At 71.9% G+C, this 26,554-nt stretch carries 24 protein-coding genes; 10 read left to right on the forward strand and 14 right to left on the reverse strand.

Annotation, left to right across the window (positions count from 1 at the left end; all coding sequences use genetic code 11):
- Positions 1 to 122 precede the first annotated feature (122 nt).
- The 5 genes from WJM95_RS06785 to thpD all read left to right on the forward strand — a co-directional run bounded on the left by WJM95_RS06785 (position 123) and on the right by thpD (position 5,359).
- Entirely contained in the window at positions 123 to 1,223 is a 1,101-nt protein-coding gene (locus tag WJM95_RS06785) for an aminotransferase class V-fold PLP-dependent enzyme (protein WP_339128592.1), read from the forward strand.
- A gap of 909 nt (positions 1,224 to 2,132) precedes the next feature.
- Positions 2,133 to 2,672, forward strand: coding sequence for a diaminobutyrate acetyltransferase (gene ectA / locus WJM95_RS06790; protein WP_339128593.1), 540 nt, complete (start codon positions 2,133 to 2,135; stop codon positions 2,670 to 2,672).
- 51 nt (positions 2,673 to 2,723) lie between these two features.
- Positions 2,724 to 3,995, forward strand: a complete 1,272-nt coding sequence (gene ectB / locus WJM95_RS06795; protein ID WP_339128594.1) for a diaminobutyrate--2-oxoglutarate transaminase — start codon at positions 2,724 to 2,726, stop codon at positions 3,993 to 3,995.
- Between the two features lie 64 nt (positions 3,996 to 4,059).
- A complete protein-coding gene (locus WJM95_RS06800; RefSeq protein WP_326788532.1) occupies positions 4,060 to 4,464 on the forward strand; it encodes an ectoine synthase in 405 nt (134 codons plus the stop codon).
- A gap of 7 nt (positions 4,465 to 4,471) precedes the next feature.
- Positions 4,472 to 5,359, forward strand: a complete 888-nt coding sequence (gene thpD, locus WJM95_RS06805; protein WP_339128595.1) for an ectoine hydroxylase — start codon at positions 4,472 to 4,474, stop codon at positions 5,357 to 5,359.
- 85 nt (positions 5,360 to 5,444) lie between these two features.
- Here the strand turns inward: thpD and WJM95_RS06810 are convergent, their stop codons facing one another.
- The 4 genes from WJM95_RS06810 to WJM95_RS06825 form a co-directional block, all read right to left on the reverse strand.
- The gene (locus WJM95_RS06810) at positions 5,445 to 6,497 is read right to left on the reverse strand and encodes an aminotransferase class V-fold PLP-dependent enzyme (protein WP_339128597.1); all 1,053 of its coding nucleotides are present in this window, start codon (positions 6,495 to 6,497) and stop codon (positions 5,445 to 5,447) included.
- 124 nt (positions 6,498 to 6,621) lie between these two features.
- Positions 6,622 to 7,341: a DsbA family oxidoreductase gene (locus WJM95_RS06815; protein WP_339128598.1), complete on the reverse strand. Its 720-nt coding sequence runs from the start codon at positions 7,339 to 7,341 to the stop codon at positions 6,622 to 6,624.
- 78 nt (positions 7,342 to 7,419) lie between these two features.
- Complete coding sequence (locus tag WJM95_RS06820) at positions 7,420 to 7,647, reverse strand: hypothetical protein (RefSeq protein WP_339128600.1); 228 nt, start codon at positions 7,645 to 7,647, stop codon at positions 7,420 to 7,422.
- Positions 7,644 to 8,705: a helix-turn-helix domain-containing protein gene (locus WJM95_RS06825; RefSeq protein ID WP_339128601.1), complete on the reverse strand. Its 1,062-nt coding sequence runs from the start codon at positions 8,703 to 8,705 to the stop codon at positions 7,644 to 7,646. The genes WJM95_RS06820 and WJM95_RS06825 overlap by 4 nt, the downstream gene beginning before the upstream one ends.
- An 86-nt stretch (positions 8,706 to 8,791) precedes the next feature.
- Here WJM95_RS06825 and WJM95_RS06830 point away from each other — a divergent pair, with 86 nt between their 5' ends.
- Complete coding sequence (locus WJM95_RS06830) at positions 8,792 to 10,165, forward strand: MFS transporter (RefSeq protein ID WP_339135396.1); 1,374 nt, start codon at positions 8,792 to 8,794, stop codon at positions 10,163 to 10,165.
- On the opposite strand, the gene WJM95_RS06835 is transcribed toward WJM95_RS06830, so the two are convergent.
- Together WJM95_RS06835 and WJM95_RS06840 are read right to left on the reverse strand one after the other, a co-directional pair.
- On the reverse strand, positions 10,125 to 10,733 hold the full coding sequence (locus WJM95_RS06835) for a DUF1349 domain-containing protein (protein ID WP_339128602.1): 609 nt from the start codon (positions 10,731 to 10,733) through the stop codon (positions 10,125 to 10,127). The genes WJM95_RS06830 and WJM95_RS06835 overlap by 41 nt on opposite strands.
- A gap of 128 nt (positions 10,734 to 10,861) precedes the next feature.
- Positions 10,862 to 12,391, reverse strand: a complete 1,530-nt coding sequence (locus tag WJM95_RS06840; protein ID WP_339128603.1) for an aldehyde dehydrogenase (NADP(+)) — start codon at positions 12,389 to 12,391, stop codon at positions 10,862 to 10,864.
- Between the two features lie 132 nt (positions 12,392 to 12,523).
- Between WJM95_RS06840 and WJM95_RS06845 the strand changes: the two genes are divergently transcribed.
- Positions 12,524 to 13,297 (forward strand): IclR family transcriptional regulator, encoded by a 774-nt coding sequence (locus WJM95_RS06845; RefSeq protein WP_339128604.1) that lies wholly within the window; start codon positions 12,524 to 12,526, stop codon positions 13,295 to 13,297.
- Between the two features lie 106 nt (positions 13,298 to 13,403).
- Positions 13,404 to 14,855, forward strand: coding sequence for a penicillin-binding transpeptidase domain-containing protein (locus tag WJM95_RS06850; protein WP_339128606.1), 1,452 nt, complete (start codon positions 13,404 to 13,406; stop codon positions 14,853 to 14,855).
- Positions 14,856 to 14,989: 134 nt separating this feature from the next.
- Here the strand turns inward: WJM95_RS06850 and WJM95_RS06855 are convergent, their stop codons facing one another.
- The 6 genes from WJM95_RS06855 to WJM95_RS06880 form a co-directional block, all read right to left on the reverse strand.
- Entirely contained in the window at positions 14,990 to 16,441 is a 1,452-nt protein-coding gene (locus WJM95_RS06855; protein WP_339128607.1) for an NCS2 family permease, read from the reverse strand.
- 284 nt (positions 16,442 to 16,725) lie between these two features.
- Complete coding sequence (locus tag WJM95_RS06860) at positions 16,726 to 17,520, reverse strand: HAD family acid phosphatase (RefSeq protein WP_339128608.1); 795 nt, start codon at positions 17,518 to 17,520, stop codon at positions 16,726 to 16,728.
- A 144-nt stretch (positions 17,521 to 17,664) separates the two neighbouring features.
- Positions 17,665 to 19,395: an L-arabinonate dehydratase gene (araD, locus tag WJM95_RS06865; RefSeq protein WP_339128609.1), complete on the reverse strand. Its 1,731-nt coding sequence runs from the start codon at positions 19,393 to 19,395 to the stop codon at positions 17,665 to 17,667.
- Positions 19,383 to 20,291 (reverse strand): dihydrodipicolinate synthase family protein, encoded by a 909-nt coding sequence (locus WJM95_RS06870; RefSeq protein ID WP_339128610.1) that lies wholly within the window; start codon positions 20,289 to 20,291, stop codon positions 19,383 to 19,385. The genes araD and WJM95_RS06870 overlap by 13 nt, the downstream gene beginning before the upstream one ends.
- Positions 20,288 to 20,944 carry a GntR family transcriptional regulator gene (locus tag WJM95_RS06875; RefSeq protein WP_339128612.1) on the reverse strand — a complete coding sequence of 219 codons (657 nt, stop codon included), beginning with the start codon at positions 20,942 to 20,944 and terminating at the stop codon, positions 20,288 to 20,290. The genes WJM95_RS06870 and WJM95_RS06875 overlap by 4 nt, the downstream gene beginning before the upstream one ends.
- Before the next feature lie 313 nt (positions 20,945 to 21,257).
- Entirely contained in the window at positions 21,258 to 21,845 is a 588-nt protein-coding gene (locus tag WJM95_RS06880; RefSeq protein WP_339128613.1) for a TIGR03086 family metal-binding protein, read from the reverse strand.
- Positions 21,846 to 22,171: 326 nt separating this feature from the next.
- On the opposite strand from WJM95_RS06880, the gene WJM95_RS06885 reads away from it, so the two are divergent.
- Both WJM95_RS06885 and WJM95_RS06890 read left to right on the forward strand, forming a co-directional pair.
- On the forward strand, positions 22,172 to 23,353 hold the full coding sequence (locus tag WJM95_RS06885) for a serine hydrolase domain-containing protein (protein WP_339128614.1): 1,182 nt from the start codon (positions 22,172 to 22,174) through the stop codon (positions 23,351 to 23,353).
- Positions 23,354 to 23,619: 266 nt separating this feature from the next.
- Positions 23,620 to 24,291 (forward strand): hypothetical protein, encoded by a 672-nt coding sequence (locus tag WJM95_RS06890; RefSeq protein ID WP_339128616.1) that lies wholly within the window; start codon positions 23,620 to 23,622, stop codon positions 24,289 to 24,291.
- A gap of 132 nt (positions 24,292 to 24,423) precedes the next feature.
- Here the strand turns inward: WJM95_RS06890 and WJM95_RS06895 are convergent, their stop codons facing one another.
- Together WJM95_RS06895 and WJM95_RS06900 are read right to left on the reverse strand one after the other, a co-directional pair.
- On the reverse strand, positions 24,424 to 25,602 hold the full coding sequence (locus tag WJM95_RS06895; protein ID WP_339128618.1) for a hypothetical protein: 1,179 nt from the start codon (positions 25,600 to 25,602) through the stop codon (positions 24,424 to 24,426).
- On the reverse strand, positions 25,599 to 26,540 hold the full coding sequence (locus WJM95_RS06900) for a 5-dehydro-4-deoxyglucarate dehydratase (RefSeq protein WP_339128619.1): 942 nt from the start codon (positions 26,538 to 26,540) through the stop codon (positions 25,599 to 25,601). The genes WJM95_RS06895 and WJM95_RS06900 overlap by 4 nt, the downstream gene beginning before the upstream one ends.
- Positions 26,541 to 26,554: the final 14 nt, after the last annotated feature.

Genomic DNA, 26,554 nt, shown 5'->3' on the forward strand with positions numbered 1-26,554 from the left:
AGGCTCTCAAATCAAACCGATGGCCACAGGGCCGCTTGACCTAAGAAGTCACCAGTGGGCGGGGACGGGGGCACGACGGTTAATCTCGTCACCTGTACCCCAAGAGTGAAGAGAGCACCGCCGTGACACACCCGTTCCTGGACCTCGCCCCACTGACCGCCGCACACTTCGCGTCGATCGAGGACCGTGTCGCCCGGCTGCTCTCCACCGCACAGGACGTCGTGATCACGCAGGGCGAGGCGCTGCTCCCCCTGGAAGGGGCCATCCGGGGCACGGCGGGTCCCGGCACCACCGCCCTGAACGTCGTCACCGGCCCCTACGGCCAGACGTTCGGGAACTGGCTGCGCGACTGCGGGGCGACGGTGATCGATCTGGCGGTGCCGTTCCACACCGCGGTGACCGCCGCGCAGATCCGTGCGGCCTTCGCCGAGCACCCGTCGATCGACTTCGTGTCGCTCGTGCACGCCGAGGCCGCCACGGGCAACACCAACCCGGTGGCGGAGATCGGCGAGGCCGTACGCGAGCAGGGCGCCCTCTTCTACCTGGACGCCGTCGCCTCGATCGGCGCCGAGCCGGTGCTGCCGGACGCCTGGGGCGTCGACCTGTGCGTGATCGGGGCGCAGAAGGCGATGGGCGGTCCCGCCGGCGTGTCGGCGGTGTCGGTGAGCGAGCGGGCGTGGGCGCGGATGGCGGCGAACCCCGGCGCGCCGCGCCGCTCCTACCTCTCCCTCCTCGACTGGAAGGAGCGCTGGATCGACGGCGGCCGCAAGACGCTGCTGCACGCGCCCGCGCAGCTGGAGATGCTGGCGCTGGAGGCCTGCGTGGAGCGGATCGAGGGCGAGGGCCTGGACGCGGTGATGGCGCGCCACGCCTCGGCCGCGGCGGCCACCCGGGCGGGTGCGCTGGCCCTCGGCGGCGGTCTGGCGCCGTACGTGGACGCGGCCTCGGACGCGGCGCCCGTCGCCACCACCCTGCGGGTGCCCGAGAACGTGGACGCGTCCGCGGTGGTCGCGAAGGCGCTGGCCGCGGATCCCGCGCTGCCGCTCGCCGCGGGCGGCGGCGCTCTCGCGCAGTCGATGATCCGCGTGAACCACTACGGCCCCGACGCCACCCGCGGCGCGGTCCACGCGAGCCTCGCGGGCCTGGGCGCGGCGCTGGCCGAGGCGGGCTTCGAGGTGGACCTCGAAGGGGCGCGCCGAGCCGTGGCCCTGGCCTGGGACTGAGGCACCTTCCCCGACGGGGTCACCCGGCGCCCGCCGGGGCACGCACATCCCCGGCGGAGGCACCCACGTCCGCGTCGGGGCACCCTGGCCTCCGGCGGAGGCACGCACGTCCCAGCCGGGACACCCTCGCCTCCGCCCGAAGCACATCCGTCTCCGTCGGGGGCACCTTCACCTCCGTCGGAGGCACGCACGTCCCGCCGGGGCACGCACGTCCCGACCTGGGGCACCTTCACCTCCGACAGAGGCACGCACGTCCCGCCGGGGCCCGCACGTCCCGACCTGGGGCACCTTCACCTCCGTCGGAGGCACGCCCCGGCTCCGTCGGAGGCACCCACTCCCCGGCCCGGGCACGCAAGTCCCGGTCGGGGGCGACCCTTGCCGGGGCACGCGGCACACCCGTCGCCCGTCGGGGGCAACCCTCGCCGGGGCACGCGGCACACCCGTCCCCCGTCGGGGGCACCCTCGCCTCCGGCGCAGGCAGCCACGTCCCGCCGGGGCACGCACGTCCGGCCGAGGCGCCCTTTGCCTCGGCCGGGACCCACAGGGCCGCCGGGTCGCGGAAAGCCCGTGCATCGCTTTCGTGCCGGACACCGCGTCACATACGATTCACGAAATGGCGCGGAATTAATTCGGTTCAGCTTCCTGCATTCTTCTGCCCGCTTTTCCCGTGACTAAACGCAAAGATTTCGCGTGCACGGAACGGCGCGATCCCCGCAGGTCTCCCACGCTTTTCAACGTTGTGACGCACTCCACAACCCGCCCCTTTTCCGCGGTATTTTCCGGGCAAAACCTGCCATAGAGCCGTGTCCGTGGTCACTCTTTCACGGGCGCGTGATAACACACCCATGCTCCATCCGTAACCCGGTCCGACGATGCAATTCGAGCTTTCCGTCGGTAAATTCAATCCGCATGACCGTCGCCCAAGCAGACCTGTCAGCGGAATTCCTGGAAATGCCGGATGGCCTTCGGATCGACCGTCCGGAGGTGGCCGACGGGGCCGCCCTCTGGCGTATCGCCAAGGACTCCCGAACCCTCGACCTGAACTCCTCGTACAGCTACCTGCTGTGGTGCCGTGACTTCGCCGGCACCTCGGCGGTGGCGCGCGACGCCGAGGGACGCCCCGTCGGTTTCGTCACCGCGTACGTGCGCCCCGAGCACCCCCGGACCCTGCTCGTGTGGCAGGTGGCCGTCGACAAGGCCCACCGCGGCCGAGGACTGGCCGCGCGGCTGCTCGACGGACTGACCGCGCGGGTGGCGGCCGAGCGCGGGCTGACCGCCGTCGAGACCACCATCACGCCGGGCAACGTCGCCTCCGAGCGCCTGTTCACGTCGTACGCGCGGCGCCACGGCGCGGCCGTCGAGCGCGAGGTGCTGTTCGAGACGGGCCAGTTCCCCGACGGACCGCACGACCCCGAAGTGCTGTACCGCATCGGCCCGTTCGCCGCCTGAACCTCCCCCCTCTTCCTCCCCTCCCCCCACCGCTTCGAGGAGCGAATCACCTTGACGATCACCCAGCCGGACCTCAGCGTCTTCGAGACCCTGGAGTCGGAGGTGCGCAGCTACTGCCGCAACTGGCCCACCGTCTTCGACCGGGCCCGGGGCAGCCGCATGTACGACGAGGACGGCCACGAGTACCTCGACTTCTTCGCCGGCGCCGGATCGCTGAACTACGGACACAACAACCCCGTCCTCAAACGGGCCCTGATCGACTACCTGGAGCGCGACGGCGTCACCCACGGTCTCGACATGTCGACGACCGCCAAGCGCGGCTTCCTGGAGGCCTTCCAGAACCTGGTGCTGCGGCCGCGCGACCTGCCGTACAAGGTGATGTTCCCGGGCCCCACGGGCACCAACGCGGTCGAGTCGGCGCTGAAGCTCGCGCGGAAGGTGAAGGGACGCGAGGCGATCGTGTCGTTCACCAACGCCTTCCACGGGATGTCGCTCGGCTCGCTCGCGGTGACCGGCAACGCCTTCAAGCGCGCGGGCGCCGGCATCCCGCTGGTGCACGGCACCCCGATGCCGTTCGACAACTACTTCGACGGACAGGTCCCGGACTTCCTCTGGTTCGAACGGCTCCTGGAGGACCAGGGCTCGGGGCTCAACCAGCCCGCCGCGGTGATCGTCGAGACCGTCCAGGGCGAGGGCGGGATCAACGTGGCGCGGCCCGAGTGGCTGCGTGCCCTCGCCGATCTGTGCGCGCGCCGCGACATGCTGCTGATCGTCGACGACATCCAGATGGGCTGCGGGCGGACCGGCGCGTTCTTCTCCTTCGAGGAGGCGGGGATCGTGCCCGACATCGTGACCGTGTCCAAGTCCATCAGCGGGTACGGGCTGCCGATGTCGCTGTGCCTGTTCAAGCCCGAGCTGGACGTCTGGGAGCCGGGCGAGCACAACGGCACCTTCCGCGGCAACAACCCGGCGTTCGTGACGGCCGCGGCCGCGCTGGAGGCCTACTGGACCGACGGGTCGGCGATGGAGAAGCAGACCCGCGCCCGGGGCGAGCAGATCGAGCGGGCGCTGGTCTCCATCACCGAGGAGAACCTCGCCGACGTCAAGGAGTACCGGGGCCGCGGGCTCGTCTGGGGCCTGGAGTTCAAGGACAAGGCCCGCGCCTCACGCGTCGCCCGCCGCGCCTTCGAACTCGGGCTGCTCATCGAGACGTCGGGACCGGAGAGCGAGGTCGTGAAACTGCTGCCCGCGCTCACCATCACCCCCGACGAGCTCGACGAGGGCCTGCGCACCCTCGAACGCGCCGTCCGGGAGACCGTCTGAGCCGGCTCCCCCGGGAGACCGGCCGGAAAGCACGAGAAGCACGAGAGAGAGGCATCGCACCAGCGTGATAGTCCGTTCGTTCAAGGATGTCGAAGGCACCGACCGGCACGTGAAAGCGGCGACCGGGACGTGGGAGAGCAAGCGCATCGTCCTCGCCAAGGAGAAGGTCGGCTTCTCCCTGCACGAGACGATCCTGTACGCGGGCACGGAGACGTCGATGTGGTACGCGAACCACATCGAGGCCGTGCTCTGTGTCGAGGGCGAGGCCGAACTCACCGATCACGAGACCGGCGAGAAGCACTGGATCGCGCCGGGAACGATGTACCTGCTGAACGGTCACGAGCGCCACACCCTGCGCCCCAAGACCGACTTCCGCTGCGTCTGCGTCTTCAACCCGCCCGTCACCGGACGGGAGGACCACGACGAGAACGGCGTCTACCCCCTGCTCACCGAACCCGAGGAGGTGTGACACACCGATGACCGCACTCACCGATCTGTACCCCAGCCGCGCCGCCACCGAGATGGCCGCGCCCCGCCAGGACCCGGTCGTCTGGGGCGCGCCGGACGAACCCGGCCCGATCTCGGTCCCCGACCTCCACTCCTACGAGCGCGACGGCTTCCTCTCCGTCGAGCAGCTCATCGGCGACGACGAGGTCGCCGTCTACCGGCGGGAGCTGGAGCGGCTCGTGGCCGATCCGGCGATCCGCGCCGACGAGCGTTCGGTCGTCGAGCCGGGATCGCGGGAGATCCGGTCCGTCTTCGAGGTGCACCGGATCAGCGAGGTCTTCGCCCGGCTCGTGCGCGACGAGCGGGTGGTGGGCCGCGCCCGCCAGATCCTCGGCTCGGACGTGTACGTCCACCAGTCGCGGATCAACGTCAAGCCGGGCTTCGGGGCGGGCGGCTTCTACTGGCACTCGGACTTCGAGACCTGGCACGCCGAGGACGGCCTGCCGAACATGCGGACGGTGTCCGTCTCGATCGCGCTGACCGAGAACCACGACACCAACGGCGGCCTCATGATCATGCCGGGGTCGCACCGGACGTTCCTCGGGTGTGCGGGGGCCACGCCGAAGGACAACTACAAGAAGTCCCTCCAGATGCAGGACGCCGGGACGCCCTCGGACGAGGCGCTCACCGAGCTCGCGAGCCGGCACGGCATCAAGCTCTTCACGGGCAGGGCCGGTTCGGCGACCTGGTTCGACTGCAACTGCATGCACGGCTCGGGGGACAACATCACGCCGTTCCCGCGCAGCAACGTCTTCATCGTGTTCAACAGCGTGGAGAACGCCGCGGTGGAGCCGTTCGCGGCGCCCGTGCGCAGGCCGGAGTTCATCGGGGCCCGGGACTTCACGCCGGTCCGGTGATCACGCCGGTCCGGTGATCCCGCCCGATGAGCGGCGGACGGCCCCGGGGAACACGCTCCCCGGGGCCGTCCGCCGTTCGCGCAGGTCAGCCGGCGAGTACGTCCAGCAGCCGGTCGACGTCGGCCGGCGTGTTGTAGAGGTGGAACGAGGCCCGCAGATTGCCCGCGCGGTTCGACACCTCGATCCCGGCCCGGCTCAACTCGCCCTGGCGGTGGCCGAGTCCGGGCACCGAGACGATGGCGGAGCCGGGTGCGGGCAGCGGCTCGTGGCCCAGCGCGCCCAGCCCCGTACGGAACCGGTCGGCCAGCGCGAGATCGTGCGCGTGCACGGCGTCCACGCCCAGTTCCTCGATGAGCGCGAGGGAGTGGCGCACCCCGGTGTAGGTGAACAGGGCGGGGCTCACGTCGAACCGGCGTGCGGAGTGGGCGAGTTCCTGCACGGGGCCGTAGCAGCTGTTCCAGGGCTCCTCTGCGGCGACCCAGCCCGCGAGCAGCGGGGTGAGTCCGCCGAAGTCCTCGGGCACGACGAGAAAGGCCGCGCCGTGCGGGCCGAGCAGCCACTTGAAGGTGGTGCACACCGTGAAGTCGTAGGCGGCTGCGTCGAACGGGAGCCAGCCCGCCGACTGCGAGAAGTCGACGTAGGTCCGCGCCCCGTGGGCGCGGGCGGCCTCGCGCAGCGCGGGCAGGTCGGCGATCCGCCCGTCGGCGGACTGCGCGGCGCTGACCGCGACGAGCGCCGTGCCGGGCCGCACGGACTCGGCGAGCCGTTCCAGCGGTACGGCGCGCACCTTCAGGTCGCCGCGGACGTGGAACGGGTTCAGGACGGAGGTGAAGTCGTCCTCGGCGGTGAGGACTTCGGCGCCCGGGGCCAGGCCGGTCGCGACGAGCGCGCTCTGGGCCGCGACGGAGGGACCGGCGGCGACCCGGGCGGCCGGGACCCCGGCCAGCCGGGCGAAGGAGGCGCGGGCCAGCTCCACGTCCTCGAAGAGCGGGTCGAGGGGCCTGCCCGCGGCCCGCAGCGCCACCGCCCCGTGCAGGGCCGCGACGGTACGGGCCGGCAGCAGACCGCTGCTGGCCGTGTTCAGGAAGGTGTTCTCCGGGGCGAACTCGGCACGGACGAGGGTCTCGAAGGTCTCCATGGGACCACTGTGGGCCCGGACGATGCCCAAGTCCATTGCGCAGTTCTACGCGGTTTCCCCAAGCGACGCTTATGCATGGGCCCCGACCTGCGGCTTCCCGCGCCGGGGCCCCCTCGGGCGCTTCTCAGTTCTGCGGGACGGCGCAGCCGTCCGGACCACAGACCTCGGCGTCGGCGGTCTCGTCCTGGATGAGCGTGAGCCCGGGACGCTCGCCCCAGGCCTGGGTCAGTGCCTGGACGAAGACCTCGGCGGGCTGGGCGCCGGAGACACCGTAGGTGCGGTCCAGGACGAAGAAGGGGACGCCGTTCGCGCCCAGTTCGGCCGCCTCGCGCTCGTCGGCGCGGACGTCGTCGGCGTACGCGGCCGGGTCGGCCAGCACCGCGCGGGCCTCGTCGGCGTCGAGCCCGGCGGCGACGGCAAGCTCCACGAGCCGCTCGTCGTCGCCGAAGACGGTCCGCTCCTCGGCGAAGTTGGCCTTGTAGAAGAGGCCGATTAGCTCGTCCTGGCGGCCCCGCGCCTTGGCGAGGTGCAGCAGGCGGTGCATGTCGAAGGTGTTGCCGTGGTCGCGGTCCCGGGTGCGGTAGTCGAGGCCCTCGGCGGCGGCCTGGGTGCCGAGGTTCTCCTCGCCCGCCTGCGCCTGCGCCGCGCTCATGCCGTACTTCTTGGTGAGCATCGTGATCACCGGCTGGATGTCGCCCTTGGCACGGCCGGGGTCCAGCTCGAACGAGCGGTGCACGACCTCGACCTCGTCACGGTGCGGGAAGGCGTCGAGCGCCTTCTCGAAGCGGGCCTTTCCGACGTAGCACCACGGGCAGGCGATGTCGGACCAGATCTCGACGCGCATTCTTCGGCTCTCTCCAGGTCGTACGGGTACGGGACACCCTTCGGGGTCGTCATTAGGTGAACATTCAAGCGGCTCGGGTCATTCCCCGGCCGCGTCCACCCGCCCGGCCACGGTGTACCGCGGGTACAGGTGGTGATCGCCCTCCTCGGGCGGGTTCTCCGGGGCGGGGACCCGGCCGAGGCGGGCGTAGAAGGCCTGGGCGCGGAGATTGCCGGTGTGCACGTCGAGGGTCGCCGTGCGCTTGCGGTCCGCCTGCCACTGGGCGGTGCGGATCACCAGCCCGCCGGTCGCACGGTCACTGATCATGCGACGGAGGACGTCACGGCCGCGCTCACGGTTCCGGCTCGGGTCGCCGGTCCCGTCCCGGCTCGGGTCGCCGGTCCCGTCCCGGCTCCGGTCGCGGTCGCGTGCCGGCTGAACTGGGCCCGGTAGGCGCTCGGGGTGAGACCGGTGCGGCGGACCACGTGGGCGCGCAGCGAGTCGGCCGTGCCCAGTCCGCAGGCAGCGGCCACCTGGTCCATCGGCAGGGTGGTGGTCTCCAGGAGTTCCTTGGCCCGCTCCACGCGCTGGTGGAGCAGCCACTGGAGGGGGCTGACCCCGCTCTCGGCGTGGAACCGGCGGGTGAGGGTGCGCACGCTGACGCCCGCGTGCCGGGCCAGGTCGGTCAGGGTGAGCGGCTTGTCGAGGTTGCGCATGGCCCAGCCGCGGGTGTCGGCGCAGGCGTTGCCGCGCTCGGGGGGCAGCGGGGTCTGGGTGAACTGGGTCTGGCCGCCGGGCCGTACCGGGGCGACCAGGGCCAGGCGCGCGACCTCGTTGGCGACGGCGGCGCCGTAGTCGGTGCGGATGATGTGCAGGCACAGGTCGATGCCCGCGGCGTAGCCGGACGACGTGAGGTACGGGCCGTCCTGGACGTACAGCACGTCGCCGCGCAGCTCGACCTGCGGGTAGCGCCGGCGCATCGCCCCGGCGTGGGCCCAGTACGTGGTGGCCCTGCGGCCCTGGAGCAGGCCCGCCTCGGCGAGCTGGAAGGCGCCGGTGCAGATGGACGCGATGCGTTTGCCCGCGGCGGCCGCCTCGCGGAGGACCGCCACGATCCTCGGGTCGGGCTCGAAGGGCGCCCCGGTGCCCGCGACGACCACCGTGTCCGCCTCGCTCACGGCCTCCAGCCCGTGCGGGACGTACAGGTCGAGTCCGCCGGTCGTGGGCACGGGTCCCGGCTCGGCCGTGCAGACGACCACCTCGTAGCCGGGACGGCCGTCCACCCGGACCTTGTCGAACAGCATCTCCGGCATCGCGAGGTTGAACAGCGCCACGGGGGAAGGGGCGATGACGGTGACGCGGTGGGGGGCGAGCCGCTCGGACATGGCCAGAACCTCCGGACGTATGGCATTCGGGCCACTACTGTACGGCGCCCCGAGTCCGCAGCATGGGGGACATGCCGACGAACCAGATGTCCAGGACCCTCGAACCCGCCCTCGCCCGGGGGGAGTCGGGGTCCGGGAAGCCCTCCTCCGCGCTCACCCTCACCGCCGCGCTGCTCGGCTTCGGGCTGACCTGTCTCGACGCCTCCGTGGTGAACGTGGCCCTGCCGACGATCGGCTCCTCGTTCGGCGCCGGGATGTCCGGCCTCCAGTGGGTCGTGGACGCCTACACCCTGGCCTTCGCCGCGCTGATGCTGTCCACCGGCGCCTTCTCGGACCGGGCCGGGGCGAGCCGGGCGTACGCGCTGGGCACCGCGGTGTTCACGCTCGCCTCGGTGGCCTGCGGACTGGCCCCGGGCCTGCCGGCCCTGGTCGGCGCCCGGGTGGTGCAGGGGGTCGCGGCGGCGGTCGTGCTCCCGGCCTCGCTGGCACTGGTGCGCCAGGCGTACCCGGAGCCGGCGCGGCGGGCCCGGGCGGTGGCCGCCTGGGCGGCGGGCGGATCCCTCGCGGTCGCGCTCGGTCCGGTGGCCGGCGGCGCGCTGACCACGGCCTGGAACTGGCGCGGCATCTTCTTCGTCAACGTGCCGGTGGGGGCGGTGATCCTGCTGCTGCTCCTGCGGGCGCCCCGCTCGCGGCCCCGCCCGGCCCCGCTGGACCTGCCGGGACAGCTGACGGCGGTGGTGGCCCTCGCGGCACTGGCCTTCGCGGTGATCGAGGGCGGGACGGCGGGCCTGGCCGCGGTGGCGGTGGCCGTGGTCGCGGGCGCCGCGTTCCTGTGGATCGAGGCGCGCCAGGCGCACCCGGTGGTGCCGCTCGGCCTGTTCCGCGACCGGACCGTGGCCACCGCGGTCGCCGCCGGCTCGGCGGTGAGCGTGGCCTTCTACAGCATGGTGTTCGTCTTCTCGCTCTTCTTCCAGCAGGTCCAGCACCACTCCGCGCTGTACGCCGGGCTGCTGTTCCTGCCGATGACGAGCCTGATCGCGGTGACGAACGTGGTGGCCGGCAAGCTCACCGGGCGCTACGGGCCCCGGCTGCCGATGCTGGTGGGACAGCCGGTGGCCGCCGCCGGGCTGCTGGTCCTCCTGTGCGTCGACGCGGGCACGCCCCCGGTGCTGGTGGCCCTCCTGCTGATCCCGCTGGCGCTGGGATGCGCCCTGACGGTGCCGCCGCTCACCGCCGCGATGATGGATGCCGTGCCCGCCGAGCGCGCGGGGCTGGCGGCCGGGGTGCTCAACGCGGCCCGTCAGGTGTCCGGAGGCATGGGCATCGCGGTGTTCGGGGCGCTGGTCGCGGACGGTTTCGAGACGGGCATGCGGCTGAGCCTGGTCACCGGCGCGGCCCTGCTGACGGTGACGTCCGCCCTCAGCTTCCGTCTCTCAGGTCGCTCGGCCAGTCGGGCCTGAACTCGATGTGGTCGTAGGTCACCACACAGCCCTCCCCCATCGGCGACTGGGTCATGAAGCCCACCAGCGCCGCCCCGGTCTCCTTCTCGCCGCCCAGGGTGAACAGGCGGACGAAGGTCCAGCGCTCGCCGTCGCGTGAGGCGTGGAAGGCGAAGGCGCGGCCGGTGCGGCTGACCCGCAGCCAGACGGAACTGCCGTCCACGCTGAAGGAGTTGGCGTCGTCGGAGTGCTCCCGGGTGACGACCGTGCAGACGGTGGGCACGTCCGGGGAGTTCTCCAGGCACAGCTTGGCCCAGGCCCGCTCCCCGACGTGGACGTAGAGCACGCCCGCGTCGAAGGCCGCCCCGAAGCCCACCGTCACGCGGGCGATCAGCTGGAAGTCCCCCTCCGGAGAGCCGAGCAGCCGGGGCGCGTCGGAGGCCGGGTCGAGTCCCTCGCCGGTGGGCGGCACGAAGCGGTCCTGCCGGGGTCCGGCCCACCCGGTGAGCACACCGTCCTCGTACGACCAGTGCCCGTCGGGTCCGTAGGTGCGGAAGGAGAAGGGGAGTTCGGGGAGTGTGACGTCCATGGCTCCGAGTCTGTCAGGTCCGGGGCCGCCCCACCGGAGCGAGGGGCCGCGCGACCGGCCGTGCGGCACCCGCGGTCACGCCGGAAGGGCCGGTCCGCACGGAACCGGCCCTTCGCGACGAAGGAGTGCTAGCGCTCCAGGCGTCCGTCGTAACGGCGGGGCAGCCCCAGCGGGTTGTCGTCGCGCAGCTCGGGCGGCAGCAGGGCCTCGGGCACGCCCTGGTAGGCGACCGGCCGCATCCAGCGCTCGATGGCGCTGCCGCCGACCGAGGTGGACGTCGAGGTCGTCGCGGGGTACGGCCCTCCGTGGTGCTGGGCCGGAGCGACGGCGACACCGGTCGGCCAGCCGTTCACCAGGACCCGGCCCGCCAGGGAGGTGAGTTCGGCGAGGAGCTCCGCGCCGCGCCCCTCGCCGGCGGCCTCCTCGGCGGACAGCTGCACGGTGGCCGTGAGGTTGCCGGGGAGCCGGGAGAGCACCGCGCCCGCCTCGGACTCGTCCTCGTAGCGCGCCACGACGGTGAGCGGCCCGAAGCACTCCTCCAGGAGCAGATCGTGCTCGCCCTCGGTGGCGAGCCTGCTCGCGGGCACGGTCAGGAAGCCGGGGCTCACCGTGTGCTCGCTCGCGGCGCCCGGGGTGACCGGGGCCTGGACGTCCGGGAGCGCGGCGCGCTCGGCGACCCCGGCGACGAAGTTGTCACGCATGCGGTGGTCGAGCAGGACCCCGGCGGCGGTGTCGCTCACCGCGTCGGTCAGGGACTTCAGCAGCCGGTCGCCCGCGGCGCCGGCCGGGGCGAGCACCAGGCCCGGCTTCACGCAGAACTGGCCGACGCCCAGGGTCATCGAGCCGGCGAGTCCCGTGCCGATCTCCTCGGCGCGCTCCGCGGCGGCCGCCTCGGTGACGACCACGGGGTTGAGGGAGCCCAGCTCACCGTGGAAGGGGATCGGCACCGGCCGTGCGGCGGCCGCGTCGAACAGCGCGCGCCCGCCGCGGACGGAGCCGGTGAAGCCGGCCGCCGTGACCAGCGGGTGCCTGACCAGCTCGACGCCGGCCGCGAAGCCGTGCACCAGGCCGAGGACGCCCTCGGGGATGCCGTGCCGGGCGGCCGCGCGGCGCAGGACGGCCGCGACCAGCTCGGACAGGGCCGGGTGGTCGGGGTGGGCCTTGACGACGACCGGGCAGCCCGCGGCCAGCGCGCTCGCCGTGTCGCCGCCGGGCACCGAGAAGGCGAAGGGGAAGTTCGAGGCCGCGTAGACGGCGACCACGCCGAGCGGCACCTTGTGGCGGCGCAGGTCGGGGATCGGCGGGGTGGCCGTGCCGTCCGGGTGGTCGATCACGACGTCGAGGAAGGCGCCCTCGTCCACGATTCCGGCGAACGCGCGCAACTGGTAGCAGGTGCGGGCGAGTTCGCCGGTGAGCCGGACCGGGCCGAGCGCGGTCTCCGCGTCGGCGGCCTCGACGAGCAGGTCTCTGGCGCCTTCGAGCAGGTCGGCGGCGGTGCGCAGGAACGCGGCGCGGACGGCGCGGTCGGCGAGCGCGGGCCGCGCGGCGTGCGCCGCCCGGACGGCCTCGTCCACCTCTTGGTCTGTGGCCTCCACCGCAACCTGTTCCCGCTGCTTCCCGGTACGGGGGTCGACACTCCAGACTGGTGCTGCTGCCACCGAGGGTCCCTTCACCTGTAATGCCACCGTTCTTGTGTCGCTCACCAGGGCTGTTCGATATGCTGAACGCTGTCTCTGATGATGAACTCTCCGTCGGAGACTATTTCCCGTCCAACGAAGGGGTCAAGGGCGATGTCGGCAGGCGAGACAAGCGGCGGGGCGCAGGTCAAGTCCGCGGTGCGGACCGTTGAATTGCTGGAGTACTTCGCCGGCCGGCCCGGAATGCACTCCCTCGCCTCGGTCCAGGAGGCCGTCGGATATCCCAAGTCCAGCCTGTACATGCTGCTGCGCACGCTCGTGGAGCTCGGCTGGGTCGAGACGGACGCGACGGGCACGCGGTACGGCATCGGCGTACGGGCCCTGCTGGTCGGCACCTCGTACATCGACGGCGACGAGGTGGTCGCCGCGGCCCGCCCCACCCTGGACCGCCTCTCCGACGACACCACCGAGACGATCCACCTCGCGCGCCTGGACGGCACGAACGTCGTCTATCTGGCCACCCGGCAGTCGCAGCACTATCTGCGCCCCTTCACCCGGGTCGGCCGCCGCCTCCCCGCCCACTCCACCTCGCTCGGCAAGGCGCTGCTCGCCACGTACGGCGACGAGCAGGTCCGCAAGATGCTGCCGGAGACGCTCCCCGCGCTGACCGAGCACACGATCACCGACCGGGAGAAGCTCATCGAGGAGCTGCACCAGGTGCGGGAGCAGGGCTTCGCGGTGGACCGCGAGGAGAACACGCTGGGCCTGCGCTGCTTCGGCGTGGCGATCCCGTACCGCACGCCCTCCCGTGACGCGATCAGCTGCTCGGTGCCTGTGGCCCGGCTCACCCCGGCGCACGAGCAGATGGTCAAGGACGCCCTGTTCGACGCCCGCGACCGGCTCACCCTGGCCACCCGCAGGCTCTGACGGGCGGGAGGGGCCGGTGCCGCGCGGGGCGGGCCTCCTGAGGGATCGATGAGAATCAGGGCGCACGGGAACGATTCGACCCCGATCACTCGTCCTTCTGTGCGGAATGAACAAGACGATCAGGCGTGCCGCCGTCTTCACTCTGCTGCTCGTGCTCTCTCTGCTGGTGAGGGCGACCTGGGTGCAGTTCTACGACGGGCAGGCACTCGCGGACGACAAGGACAACCGGCGGAACGCGATAGCGCTGTACGCGAACCCGCTCGGGAACATCATCGTGGGCGGTGAGGCGATCACCGGCTCCGCGCAGACGACAGGGGGCGACCTCAAGTACAAGCGCACGTACAAGGACGGCAGCCTGTACGCGGCGGTCACCGGCTACAGCTCGCAGGTCTACGGTGCGACGCTGCTGGAGGGCGTCTACCAAAAGCTGCTGGACGGCTCGGACAACACGCTGAAGAACCCGCTGGACACGCTCACCGGCAAGCGCGCCGATCCAGGTGACGTGGTCACGACGATCGACCCGGCCGTGCAGAAGGCCGGATACGCGGCGCTCGGGAACAACAAGGGCGCGGCCGTCGCGATCGACCCGAAGACCGGCAAGATCCTCGCGGTCGTGTCGACACCGTCGTACGACCCCGCCTCGATCAGCGCGGGCAACAGCAGTGTCTGGACCGGGCTGACCAAGAACCCGGACAAGCCGCTGGTCAACCGCGCGCTGCGGCAGCCGCTGCCGCCGGGCTCGACGTTCAAGCTGGTCGTCGCGGCCGCCGCGCTGGAGGATGGCCTCTACCCGAACGTGGACAAGAAGACGGACAGCCCCGACCCGTACACCCTGCCGGGCACGACGACCCCCCTGAGCAACGAGAACAGGTCCGCGCCCTGCAAGGACGCCTCGATCCGGGTCGCCCTCCAGTACTCCTGCAACAACGTCTTCGGCAAGATGGCCGTCGACCTGGGCCAGGACAAGGTCAGGGCGATGGCGGAGAAGTTCGGGTTCAACGACACGAAGCAGGACGTGCCGGTGCGGGCGTTCGCCAGTGTGTACCCCACGGGCATGGACAGGTCGTCCACCGCGCTGACGGGCATCGGTCAGTACGACGTCACCGCCACCCCGCTCCAGATGGCCATGGTGTCCGCCGCGATCGCCAACGGCGGCAAGCTGGTCTCGCCGCACATGGTGTCGCAGACCAGTGACTCCAGCGGCGATGTGCTGAAGAACTACGACGACAGCGCGGGGACCAAGGAGATCGTGAGCTCGGGGACCGCCGCTCAGCTCCGCTCCGCGATGCAGACGGTCGTGGAGAAGGGTACGGGCACCAACGCCCTGATCCCCGGCGCGACCGTGGGCGGCAAGACCGGCACGGCCCAGCACGGCGAGAAGAACAGCAAGACGCCGTACGCCTGGTTCACGTCGTTCGCGAAGTCCGACGCGACCGGCAAGGAGGTCGCCGTCGCGGTCATGGTCGAGCAGTCGGACGCGGCACGCTCCGAGGTCAGCGGCAACGGCCTCGCGGCGCCGGTCGCCAAGGCGATGATGCGGGCGGCGCTGAAGAACTGAGGCGCGCCCGGCCCGTACGCGGGACGGCCCCGCACCCTGTCGGACGTATCGGACGGGGTGCGGGGCCGCTCATGTACGGGGCTCGGGGGTGCCGGCCGGCCGGCTTCAGGTGCCGGCCCGCACGCGCGGGCCGGTCACTTCACGCCGAGCAGCTGCTCCACCGGGTCGATCGCGAAGTACACCAGGAACAGCGCCGAGACGGCCCACAGCAGCCAGTTGACCTCCTTCGCCTTGCCGAGCACCGTCTTGATGACGACGTAGGCGAGGAACCCGGCGCCGATGCCGTCGGTGATGGAGTAGGTGAAGGGCATCGCGACGATGGTCAGGAACGCCGGGATCGCGATCTCGTACTTGTCCCAGTCGATGTGCTTGACGTGGGTCATCATCAGGAACCCGACCGCGATCAGCGCGGGCGCCGCGGCCTGGAGCGGGACGATGGTCAGCAGCGGGGTGAGGAAGAGGGCCAGACCGAAGAGGCCGCCGGTGATCAGGTTGGCGAAGCCGGTGCGGGCGCCCTCGCCGACGCCGGCCGCGGACTCGATGTAGGCGGTGTTGGAGGAGGCGGAGCCCAGACCGCCCGCGACGGCGGCGGCGCCGTCGATGAACAGCACCCGGCCGATGCCCGGGACCTGCCCCTGCTCGTCGAGCAGCCCGGCCTCGGCGCTGATCCCGACGATGGTGCCCATGGCGTCGAAGAAGTCCGACAGGACCAGGGTGAAGATCAGCAGGACCGCGGTGAGCACACCGGCCTCGGCGAAGCCGCCGAACAGGCTGAAGTGACCGAGGAGCCCGAAGTCCGGAGTGTCGACGATCTTGTCCGGGACCTTGGGGGTGGTCAGGCCCCAGCTCTTGATGTCGGCGACGGAGTTCACGACGATCGCCACCACCGTCATGGTGACGATGCTGATGAGGATCGCGCCCTTCACCTTGCGGGCGAGCAGCGCGATGGTCAGCAGGACGCCGAGACAGAAGACGAGGACGGGCCAGCCGGTGAGCCGGCCGACGGCGCCGAGCTGGACGGGCACGGTGGTGTTCGCGATGTCCGGGATGCGGCTGACGAACCCGGCGTCCACGAAGCCGATGAAGGCGATGAACAGTCCGATGCCGACGCCGATCGCCTGCTTGAGCTGCTGCGGGATCGCGTTCATGATCGCTTCCCGGAGGCCGGTGAGCACCAGGACGCAGATCAGGACGCCTTCGAGGACGACCAGGCCCATCGCGTCGTCCCAGCTCATCAGTGGCGCGAGCTGGAAGGCCACGACGGCGTTGAGGCCGAGGCCCGCGGCGATGGCGAGCGGGAGGTTGCCGCCGATGCCCATGATGACGGTCATCACGCACGCCACCAGCGCGGTGGCGGTGACCAGTTGGCCGGTGTCGAGCGTGTGCCCGAACTTGTCCTTGGCACTGCCGAGGATGATGGGGTTCAGGACGAGGATGTACGCCATGGTGAAGAACGTGGCGAATCCGCCGCGTATCTCACGGCCGATGGTGGAACCTCTGGCGGATATCTTGAAGAACCCGTCGACCCCACCTGCCGCCGGTGGTGCGGCACTTGGCCGGTTGTCGACCTTTTGAGCTTCGGACATGGCGATTCTCCTCGTTGCCTGCGCGTTCGGCGTGCGGATGCTGGCTGGATTGTTCCCTCCTTCAACCGGTTTCAGGTTTTCTCCGTGTTACGGAAACGGAGTTGAGACCCGCCGCGCGGACAGGGCCGTACAAGTGCGGGGATTCCCTCGCCCGTCGGAAACAACCGCGCCCTCGTTTCCGACGTCATCGAGGGTGTGGACCTGCCGGCCTGAGCCCCCCTCGGCCGGCAGACGAACGCCCCCGCCGGTGACGACCGGCGGGGGCGTTCGACCATGGGGGCGCGTCAGCTCACGAAGTACGTGGGGTTCGGCAGCTTGTAGGTCCTGTCGGCGTAGCCGCCGTCGAGGTCCGAGTACTGGTCGCCGAAGTTGGCGACGATGTCGTACCCGAGGGACTCGATGTGCTTGCGCGTGCCGGACTTGTACTGCACCGTCGTGCAGTTCCAGGCGGCGGCGGTGGCGCAGTCGCTCAGGTAGGCGGGCGGGTTGGCCGCGTCCTTGAGGAACATGTGCGCGGAGTCGAGATTGACGTCGACGCCGATCTTCTTCAGGTTCTCGACCGCGGAGACGCGCTGCGACTCCTTCAGGCCCGAGTTGTAGAACACCTCGACGCCCTTGGAAGCGGCGTAGTTGACGAGGTCGGGGCTGCCGAAGACGGCCGGACGGTCCGCCTGGGCGACGTAGGCGGCCCAGGAGGCCGAGTTGTAGGTGTAGTTGGTCTTCTTCTCGTAGTCGAGCGAGAGCAGCAGCGTGTCGTCGATGTCGAAGACGACCGCGGCCTTCTCGTGCCGGTGGTGGGCCTTGCGGGCCGCCTGGTCGATGTGCCGCTTGGCGGCGGCGTCGAGACGGGCCAGGTCCTTGGCGTACTGGCTGTCGGGGGACGCCTGGTAGACACCGTTGCTGTCGGCGGTGGTGCCGTAGTAGGTGTCGATGTCCTTGACGAGAACGCCGATGTTGTAAGGCTCGTGCGTCGAGTTCGCCGTCGACTGACCGGCGGTGGCGACACCGGTGCCGTACAGGGCGGCACCGGCGACGGCACAGGTCGCGGCGACGGCCGCGATGCGGAGTGGCTTATGCATGACAGGTTTTCTACGCGCGTAACACCCCGGAGCGCGAGGCCCTTTGCCCGATCGATACATACTTTTCGGCCTACTTGAGACCCAAGCACCCTCCGGCGGGCACCGGTTGAGCGCCACGGCGGCCCGTGCGACGGCGCGGGGGCCTCAGCCCGCGTACGGGTCGGGCACCTGGCCCGGCCGGGCCAGGAACGCGAAGTCGCAGCCGGTGTCGGCCTGGGTGATCTGGTCGTTGTAGAGCGCGCCGTAGCCGCGTTCGTACCGGACGGGCGGCGGGGTCCACTCGGCTCGTCGGCGTTCGAGCTCCGCCTCGTCCACGTGGAGGTGGAGCGACCGCGCCCCCACGTCCAGGGTGATCCGGTCCCCGCTCCGGACGAGGGCGAGCGGACCGCCCACGTACGACTCGGGTGCCACGTGCAGCACGCAGGTGCCGTAACTCGTGCCGCTCATCCGGGCGTCGGAGATCCGCACCATGTCCCGGACACCCCGCTTCAGCAGATGGCCGGGAATGGGCAGCATCCCGTACTCGGGCATGCCGGGGCCGCCCTTGGGGCCCGAGCCCCGCAGCACGAGGACGCTGTCCTCGGTGATGCCGAGAGCGGGGTCGTCGATGGTGCGCTGCATGGTGCGGTAGTCGTCGAAGACGACCGCGGGGCCGGTGTGCCTGAGCAGGTGGGGCGCGGCCGCGATGTGCTTGATGACGGCTCCGTCGGGACAGAGGTTGCCCCGCAGGACGGCCACGCCGCCCTCGGCCGCGACCGGGTTGTCCCGGGTGCGGATGACATCGTCGTCGTGCACCCGGGCGCCCGCCAGCTGCTCGCGCATGCTGTCGTACGACACCGTGGGCCGGTCCAGGTGCAGCAGGTCGGTGATCCGCGACAGGAAGCCGGGCAGACCGCCGGCGAAGTGGAAGTCCTCCATGAGGTACTTCCGTCCGCCGGGCCGCACGTCGGCGAGGACGGGCACGGTCCGGGCGATCCGGTCGAAGTCGTCCAGGGTGAGCGGGACTCCGGCCCGTCCGGCCATGGCGATCAGATGGATCACAGCGTTCGTCGAACCGCCGAGGCCGAGCACGGTCGTGACCGCGTCCGTGAAGGCGTCCGCGGTGAGGACGGCGGACAACCTCCGGTCCCGGTGGACCAGTTCGACGATCCGGAGCCCGGCCGCGGCCGCCATCCGCTCGTGTCCCGAGTCGACGGCGGGGATGCTCGACGCACCGGGAACGGTGACGCCGAGCGCCTCGGCGGCGGCGGTCAGCGTGGACGCGGTGCCCATCGTCATGCAGTGTCCCGGCGACCGGGCGAGCCCGGCCTCCAGCTCGGTCATCTCGCAGTCCCCGATGAGGCCCGCGCGCTTGTCGTCCCAGTACTTCCACATGTCGGTGCCTGATCCGAGGACCTCGCCGCGCCAGTGGCCCGGGAGCATCGGCCCGGCCGGCACGAAGACGGTCGGCAGATCGACCGAGGCCGCCCCCATGAGCAGCGCGGGCGTGGTCTTGTCGCAGCCGCCCATCAGCACCGCCCCGTCCACCGGATAGGACCGCAGCAGCTCCTCGGTCTCCATCGCGAGCAGATTGCGGTAGAGCATCGGGGTCGGCTTCTGGAAGGTCTCGCTCAGCGTGGACACCGGGAATTCCAGCGGGAATCCGCCGGCCTGCCACACGCCCCGCTTGACGGCCTGGGCGCGCTCGCGCAGGTGTACGTGGCACGGGTTGATGTCGGACCAGGTGTTGAGGATCGCGACGACCGGCTTGCCCAGGTGCTCCTCGGGGAGATAGCCGAGCTGCCGGGTCCTGGCCCGGTGGCTGAACGCGCGGAGCCCGTCGGTGCCGTACCACTGATGGCTCCTGAGCTCCTCGGGCCGCTTCACCGGGCCCATCCGGCGACCAGGGCGGCGACCTCGGAACGCTCGCTCTCGGGCAGCGGTGCGCTGGGCGGACGCACATCGCGGCGGCACAGACCGAGCGAGGCCAGGGCCTCCTTCACGACGGCGACGTTGTTCGCGGAGGCGTCGGCGGCGCGCAGTTCCTCGAAGCGGCGGATCCGCTCCCAGACCTTCATCGCGGCCGGGTGGTCGCCGCGGCGGAGCGCACCGATCATGTCCAGCGAGAGGGCCGGGGCGACGTTCACCAGGCCCGAGGTGAATCCGGTGGCACCGGCCGAGAAGTACGAGGGGGCGTAGGGCTCGGCGAGTCCGGCCACCCAGACGAACCGGTCGAGACCGGCGTCCCGCGCGAAGGACGCGAAGCGGGCCGCGTCGGGGACCGCGTACTTCACGCCGATGACGTTCGGGCAGGCGTCCGCGAGTTCGGCGAGCCGGGCGCCCGCGAGCGCCGGGTCGCGGATGTAGGGGACGACGCCCAGCTCCGGCACGGACGCGGCGACCGCCCGGTGGTACGCGACCCAGCCGCGCTGCGAGACGTACGGGTGCACGGGCTGATGGACCATCACCATCGGTGCGCCGAGGGCGCGGGCGTGCCGTGCGGAGGCGACGGCGGTCGGCACGTCGTGGCCGACGCCGACGAGGACGGCCGCGCGGCCGGCGGCCTCCTCGACGGTCGACTCGGTGACGGTACGGCGCTCTTCGGGGGTGAGGGCGTAGAACTCGCCGGTGTTGCCGTTGGGGGTGAGGGTGCGGACGCCGGCGTCGATCAGCCGGCGCAGCAGGGCCCGGTGGGCGTCGCGGTCGATCGTGCCGTCCTCGGCGAACGGGGTCACCGGGATCGCCACGACCTCGGCGAGTGCCGCCCGCGAGGTCTCGAAGGTCGCCGTCATTCCCTTCCGTCCTCCTCCTGGCCCTCCGGGAAGGCCCGTCGCACGAACGAGGCGATGTGCGCGTGCAGGGCCGCGGCCGCGCCGTCCGCGTCGCCTTCCAGGGCGAGACGCAGGATCTCCCCGTGCTCGCCCGCCTCCCGCTCCCACGAGGGGGCAACGGCCCAGGCGACGGCGGAGACGAGGGCCGCCTGGTCGCGCACCTCGTCGAGCATCCGGACGAGCAGCGGGTTGCCGCAGGGCGCATACAGGGCCCGGTGGAACTCCCGGTTGGCCAGGGACCGTTCGGCGGTGTCGGCGGCGGCGCCGGCGCGGGTGAGCGCGTCGCGGGCGGCGTCGAGCGAGGCCCCACGGCGCACCACCCGCCGCAGCGCCTCGGGTTCGAGGAGCAGCCGTACGTCGTACACCTCGCGTGCCATGTCGGCGTCGACCCTGCGCACCGTGACGCCCTTGAACTGGCTCATCACGACGAGCCCGGTGCCGGCCAGGGTCTTGAGCGCCTCGCGCACCGGGGTCTTCGACACCCCGAAGTGGGCGGCGAGTTCGGTCTCGACCAGGGCCTGTCCCGGGGTCAACTGCCCCGTGAGGATGCGGTGTCTGATCCCTTCGAGCACGAACTCGGTGCGGGAGGGGATCGGGATGGGCACAGAGGTCATGCGCGCCTCTCCGGTCTCGCGTAGCACGTCCCATATATGACGTACGAAGTACGACGCGTCGACCGTAGGAGCGCGACCGTCTTTCGTCAACGCTTCCGACACGGTTAATTCCAGAGGGAGTTGAGGGCGCGCGGGGCATCGAGGCATCGGGGCATCGGGGCATCGGGGCATCGGGGCATCGGGGCCGCCGTACCGGAGTACGCGGACGGGCTGCCCGCGTGGCGGACAGCCCGTGGTTCATCGGCGCGCCGGCACCCCGGCAAGGGGCTCCGGCGCGGCGGCATCCCGGCGGGCCCTCTCCGGGAGGGGCGCGCTACCGCTTCCAGCCCGGGTCGCGGCCGCTGAGGCCGATCACCCGGTCGAGGAACGGTGCGGCCTCGGGCACCGGGACGACCGGGCCGAAGATGCCACCGACGCGGGTCGGGTCGTCGGCCACTCCGGCGAGGAACCGGTGCGTCACCTGGAGGGCGGTGTCGTCGGGGACGTACTCCTGACCGGTGGCACGCGCGAGGTCCCAGCCGTGCACCACCAGCTCGTCGGCGGCGACGGCCGCCGCGACCTCGGCCGGCAGGGTCACTCCCCCGGCCCGGGTCGTGCCCGTCCAGGCGGCCGGGTCACGCCAGGCGTCGGCGAGTTCGTCGAGCGCCTTCGGCAGGGACGCGCGCCAGCCCTGCTCGATGTCGGGCACGGTGGCGGCGGGGCTGGTGTCGGTCGTGGGGCCCAGGTCCTTGCGCCCGGCGTCACGGAAGGCGACGGCCAGTCCGGCCAGATGCCCGAGCAGGTTGTGCACCGCGTACCGGGGACAGGGCGTCGCCCCGTCGAGCTGCGCGTCCGTGACACCCTCCACGAGGCGCGCCACGACGAGGGCCTGCGGCCCGAAATCGAAGGTCTGGCCGGTCATCCGATTCTCCTCAGTACGTGTGTCCGTCTTCAGTACGTGTGTCCGTCTTCGCATCCACATCGGGGACCCACGGGAGATGTCCGTGGGGCGCCCGTGCGCATGCCGGGATGCCCGCGAGGCACGGCCGTGGGCGCGGTCCCATGGGGTAGACCCCGGCGCCACGGGAAACTCATCGGCCGCCCGGGCCGGGTTCCCGCGCCGCCGGGGCAGCCGGACGGCCCAACCCCCGGGCGTCCGCTCCTCCGTATGCAGCAGCGGCGCAGGCGGGGCGATCACCCGGGGCCGAAGCTGGGCGTGCCCAGGCCCGCCCGACTCGGGAGACCCCCATGCCCCTGCCCCGCCGCCCCCGGCTGCGCTCGTCCCTCGGCGCCCTGCTGGCCGCCGCCTGCCTGACCGGCGCCATGGCCGGACCGGCCGACGCCGGTTCCGGTTCCGGTTCCGTCGACCGTGACCACGACCGCGCCCTGCGGCAGCAGCTCGAAGCGCTGGTGCGCAGCCCCGGCGGCCCGCCCGGTGTCATCGCCGTCCTCACCCGCGAGGGCCGGTCCCGTGTCGTGCGCGCGGGGGTCGCCGAGCTGGGCGGCGGACGCCCGATCGAGCCGGACGACCACACGCGGATCGCGAGTACCGCGAAGGCGTTCAGCGGTGCCGTGGCGCTGCGCCTGGTGGACCGGCGCGCGCTCTCCCTCGACGACACCATCGGCCGCCGGCTGCCGTCCCTGCCCCGGCAGTGGCACGCCGTGACGCTGCGCCAGCTGCTGAACCACACCAGCGGGCTGCCCGACTACTCGCAGAGCCCCGACTTCATCAAGGTCCTCACCGCCGATCCGCACCACCACTTCGACTCGCGCCGACTGCTCGACTACGTGGCCGGTGAACCGCTGCTCTTCCGGCCGGGATCGCGGTACCAGTACTCGAACTCGGACAACATCGCGGTCGCGCTGATGGCCGAGGCGGCGACGGGCGTGCGCTACGAGCAGTTGCTGCGCGGGCTCGTCTACCGGCCGCTCGGTCTGCGCGACACGAGCCTCCCGCAGGGCTTCGAGATGCCGCGGCCGTACATGCACGGCTACGACGTCACGCCGCCGAATCCCCCCGAGGACGTCAGCGAGGCGCTCAGCGCGTCGGGCGTATGGGCGTCGGGGGGCATCATCTCGACCCCGGCGGACCTGACCCGCTTCATCCGCGGGTACGCGGGCGGGGCCCTGATCTCCCAGGCGACCCTGCGCGAGCAGCGCCGTTGGATCGAAGGGGCCTCGGAGCCGGCGGGACCCGGTGAGAACAAGGCGGGGGAGGCGATCTTCCGCTACTCCACCCGCTGCGGAGTGGTCCTCGGCCACACCGGGAACTTCCCCGGCTACACCCAGCTGATCGCGGCCACACCGGACGGCCGGCGGTCGCTGACCTTCTCGCTCACCACCCAGGTGAACAAGACGAACAAGCCCGAGCTGCTGGCGAAGCTGCGCGCGGTCGAGGAGAACTTCGTCTGCGCGCTGCTGAAGAACTGAGCGGCGCCACGACGGGGCGCCGGGACCGGACCCGACACCGGCCCGAACCTGGCGCCCCGCGGAGCGTTCACTCCCCTTCCATTGCAACGCGCCAGCGGAGGGCATTGCATTAGAGCCAGAACCATTGCAACGAAATTGCGGCATTCACCTGCAATGACACGACTTTTGCGCAACAAGCATGTTGCCCAATCCTTGAACGCAACGTAGCGTTTCCACTATCAGAAAGCAGCACGGAAACGCGTGCGACGCAGACCAAGGAGAGCATCATGCAGAAGTTCGACACCCCCGCCCCCGTCTCCGCCGTCATCGACATCCCCGCGGGACGCATCCGGTTCATCGCCGCCGACCGCGCGGACACCACGGTCGAGGTCCTGCCCGCGGACGCCTCCAAGGGCCGGGACGTGAAGGCGGCCGAGCAGACCGAGGTCTCCTACGGGGACGGCGTGCTGCGCGTCGAGATCCCCGGGGCGCGGAACCGGGGCCTCGGCTCCTCGGGTTCCGTCGAGGTGACCGTGCAGGTGCCGGCCGGATCCCGCGTCGAGGCGAAGGCGGCCGCCGCCGAGTTCCGGGGCGTGGGACGGCTCGGCGACGTCACCTTCGAGGGCGGCCACCGCTCGGTCGAGCTCGACGAGGCCGGCACCGTGCGCCTGACCGGCCTGGACGCGGACATCTCGGTCGGCCGTCTGCACGGCCCGGCCGAGATCAGCACCCAGAAGGGCGATCTGACCATCGGCGAGGCCGCCCGCGACACCCTCACGCTGAGCACCCTGATGGGCGACATCATCGTCGGCGCAGCCCCCGGCGTCTCCGCCGCGCTGGACGCCGGCACCACCCTCGGCCGGATCAGCAACACCCTCAAGAACACCGGCACCCCCGGCCTGACCATCCACGCCACCACCGCCCACGGCGACATCACCGCCCGCACGGTGACCGACTGAAGGCGCGACGCACCCCCCTCGTCCCTCCGCCGACTCCGCCCCGTCCGGGGCCGGTCGCTGGAGGGACGAGGGGGTTCGGGCCAGCGGGACGGGGCGGAGGACGGATCCCGGACGGACCCGGACCCCATCCCCCTACTCCAGCGCCGCCAACGCCCTCCGCACGGCCGCCAGATCGGCGTCCGAGGCCAACCCCGCGTGATACAGCCGCAGTTCGGTCGCGCCGAGCTCGGCGGCGCGGGCCGCGTCGGCCGCCAGAGCCTCCGGCCGGCCTCCCATCCCGGACACCACGGTGAAGTTGGCGGCCAGCACCCTGCCCCCCGCGCCCGTCCGCATCGCCTCCGCGAACGGTGTCAGCAGACCCGCGCCTCCCGTGCACGGCACGACCACGCCGTCGGCCACGGACAGGATGTGCCCGGGATCGACCCCGGCGTTGGCGCCGCAGTGGAAGGAGGCGGGGTCGGCGTGCAGCAGCACCTGGAATCCGGCCGGAGCGGCGGAGCGGACCGCCGAGACCGTCTCCTCCTGGAGCGAGCGGGCCACCTGGTCGCGCCAGACACGGGTGGCCGCCGCGGTGCCCGCCCCCAGCAGTTTCTCCACTCCGGCCCAGTCGCCGCCGGACGGCTCCCCCCGCCACACCGGCTCCAGCGCTCCGCGTACGAAGGACGCCAACTCCTCCGCGTCCAGCCCCTGTCGGGCGTATCCGTCCGCACACGAGGGGCAGAAGCAGAGGGACATCAGATACTGCCCCGCGTCCCCGAGCGCCACCCCGCCCGTCTTGTCGTGGGCGTGCAGATGGGCGAACCCGTACCAGCCGAGCGACTCCAGTTCCGTCCCCGCCGCGCCGGGCCGCACCGCCGCCTCCGCCGCGAGCCGCGCCAGGTAGGCGCGGGTGTCGGGCTGGGCGACGCAGGGGGCCCAGGGGTAGCGGTCCCCGTAGGCGTTGACGACGGAGGTCGCCGGATGCTCCTCCCCCATACGGGAGTTGTGCGCGAGCACGACCCACGTGTGGACGTCCAGGCCCGCGCCGGCGAGTGCGGCGGCGGCCTCGCCGTACGCGTCGCCGGGGGCCCAGTCACCGGCCGGGTACGGGCGAAGGCTCCGGCCGCGCCAGCGTGCCTCGTCCACCGGATACAGCACGGCGGCGTGCGCGGCCGTGACGATCCGGTGCCGGGGGTGGCGGGGGGTCAGCGCGCGCGTGGAGTGGTAGGCGGACGCGAGGGTCACCTGGCGGACGCCGAGGGCGGCGGTCCTGGCGGCGGCCCCCGGATCCCCGTCGACGTCCCAGGGATAGAGGAACGCGGACGCCCTCACCGTCCCTCCTCGATGAGCGCGTACCCGCGGTCGATCAGCTGCGCGAGCTGTTTGACGTGGTCCTCGGCCGGTTCGCTCAGCGGGGGCCTGACCTCGCCGACGTCCAGGCCGCGCAGCCGGACACCGGCCTTGACGAGGGCGACCGCGTAGCCGCGTCCCAGCGCCCGCAGATCGGCGAAGGGCCGGTAGAAGCCGTCCAGCAGCCGGTTCACCGTGGTGTCGTCCCCCGCGTTCAGGGCCCGGTGAAAGGCCAGCGCGATCTCGGGGGCGAAGCAGAAGACCGCCGAGGAGTAGAGCGTGATCCCCAGCCCCCGGTAGGCGAGCCCGGTCAGTTCGGCCGTCGGCAGGCCGTTGAAGTACAGGAACCCGCCGGGCGTCTCGCTCCGTACGGCGCTGACGATCCGCTGCATCAGGTCCAGGTCGCCGAGCCCGTCCTTGAAGCCGATGATCCCCTCGGTACGGGCCAGTTCGACGACGCTCGCGGGGGTGAAGACGGCGTTGTCGCGCTGGTACACGATGACGTCCAGGGAGGTCGCGGAGGCGATCTCGCGGTAGTGCCGGAGCAGACCCTCCTGGCCCGCGTTGACGAGATACGGCGGCATGGCGAGCAGCCCGTCGGCCCCGGCATCCTCCGCGAGGCGCGCGTGGCGCACGGCGAGGGCGGTCCCGTATCCGGCTCCCGCGACCACGGGGACCCGGCCCCCGGCCGCCTCGACCGCCGCCCGTACGCACGCCTCGAACTCCTCGGGCACGAGCGCGTGGAACTCGCCGGTGCCGCAGCACACGAAGACCGCCGCGGCCCCGGCCTCGACGCCGCGCCGCACGTGCTCCCCGCAGACACCGGGATCGACGGCGCCGTCGGGACCGTACGCGGTGACGGGGAAGAAGAGCGGACCGCTGGGGATGCCCAGCCGAGCGGCGAGAGGGGCTGACGTCACGGACTCTCCCTTGA

Origin of the sequence: Streptomyces sp. f51, from assembly GCF_037940415.1 — a bacterium.
Lineage (GTDB): Bacteria > Actinomycetota > Actinomycetes > Streptomycetales > Streptomycetaceae > Streptomyces.

Excerpts from the sequence above, each read along its gene's own strand:
- WJM95_RS06870 (WP_339128610.1), bottom strand. The coding sequence starts at position 20,291 with ATGACGGCGACCTTCGAGACCTCGCGGGCGGCACTCGCCGAGGTCGTG.
- WJM95_RS06835 (WP_339128602.1), bottom strand. The coding sequence starts at position 10,733 with ATGGACGTCACACTCCCCGAACTCCCCTTCTCCTTCCGCACCTACGGA.
- WJM95_RS06875 (WP_339128612.1), bottom strand. The coding sequence starts at position 20,944 with ATGACCTCTGTGCCCATCCCGATCCCCTCCCGCACCGAGTTCGTGCTC.
- WJM95_RS06810 (WP_339128597.1), bottom strand. The coding sequence starts at position 6,497 with ATGGAGACCTTCGAGACCCTCGTCCGTGCCGAGTTCGCCCCGGAGAAC.
- ectA (WP_339128593.1), top strand. The coding sequence starts at position 2,133 with ATGACCGTCGCCCAAGCAGACCTGTCAGCGGAATTCCTGGAAATGCCG.
- thpD (WP_339128595.1), top strand. The coding sequence starts at position 4,472 with ATGACCGCACTCACCGATCTGTACCCCAGCCGCGCCGCCACCGAGATG.
- WJM95_RS06855 (WP_339128607.1), bottom strand. The coding sequence starts at position 16,441 with ATGTCCGAAGCTCAAAAGGTCGACAACCGGCCAAGTGCCGCACCACCG.
- araD (WP_339128609.1), bottom strand. The coding sequence starts at position 19,395 with ATGGGCCCGGTGAAGCGGCCCGAGGAGCTCAGGAGCCATCAGTGGTAC.
- WJM95_RS06825 (WP_339128601.1), bottom strand. The coding sequence starts at position 8,705 with ATGTCCGAGCGGCTCGCCCCCCACCGCGTCACCGTCATCGCCCCTTCC.
- WJM95_RS06880 (WP_339128613.1), bottom strand. The coding sequence starts at position 21,845 with ATGACCGGCCAGACCTTCGATTTCGGGCCGCAGGCCCTCGTCGTGGCG.
- WJM95_RS06815 (WP_339128598.1), bottom strand. The coding sequence starts at position 7,341 with ATGCGCGTCGAGATCTGGTCCGACATCGCCTGCCCGTGGTGCTACGTC.
- WJM95_RS06850 (WP_339128606.1), top strand. The coding sequence starts at position 13,404 with ATGAACAAGACGATCAGGCGTGCCGCCGTCTTCACTCTGCTGCTCGTG.
- WJM95_RS06890 (WP_339128616.1), top strand. The coding sequence starts at position 23,620 with ATGCAGAAGTTCGACACCCCCGCCCCCGTCTCCGCCGTCATCGACATC.
- WJM95_RS06845 (WP_339128604.1), top strand. The coding sequence starts at position 12,524 with ATGTCGGCAGGCGAGACAAGCGGCGGGGCGCAGGTCAAGTCCGCGGTG.
- WJM95_RS06860 (WP_339128608.1), bottom strand. The coding sequence starts at position 17,520 with ATGCATAAGCCACTCCGCATCGCGGCCGTCGCCGCGACCTGTGCCGTC.
- WJM95_RS06885 (WP_339128614.1), top strand. The coding sequence starts at position 22,172 with ATGCCCCTGCCCCGCCGCCCCCGGCTGCGCTCGTCCCTCGGCGCCCTG.
- WJM95_RS06830 (WP_339135396.1), top strand. The coding sequence starts at position 8,792 with ATGTCCAGGACCCTCGAACCCGCCCTCGCCCGGGGGGAGTCGGGGTCC.
- WJM95_RS06820 (WP_339128600.1), bottom strand. The coding sequence starts at position 7,647 with ATGATCAGTGACCGTGCGACCGGCGGGCTGGTGATCCGCACCGCCCAG.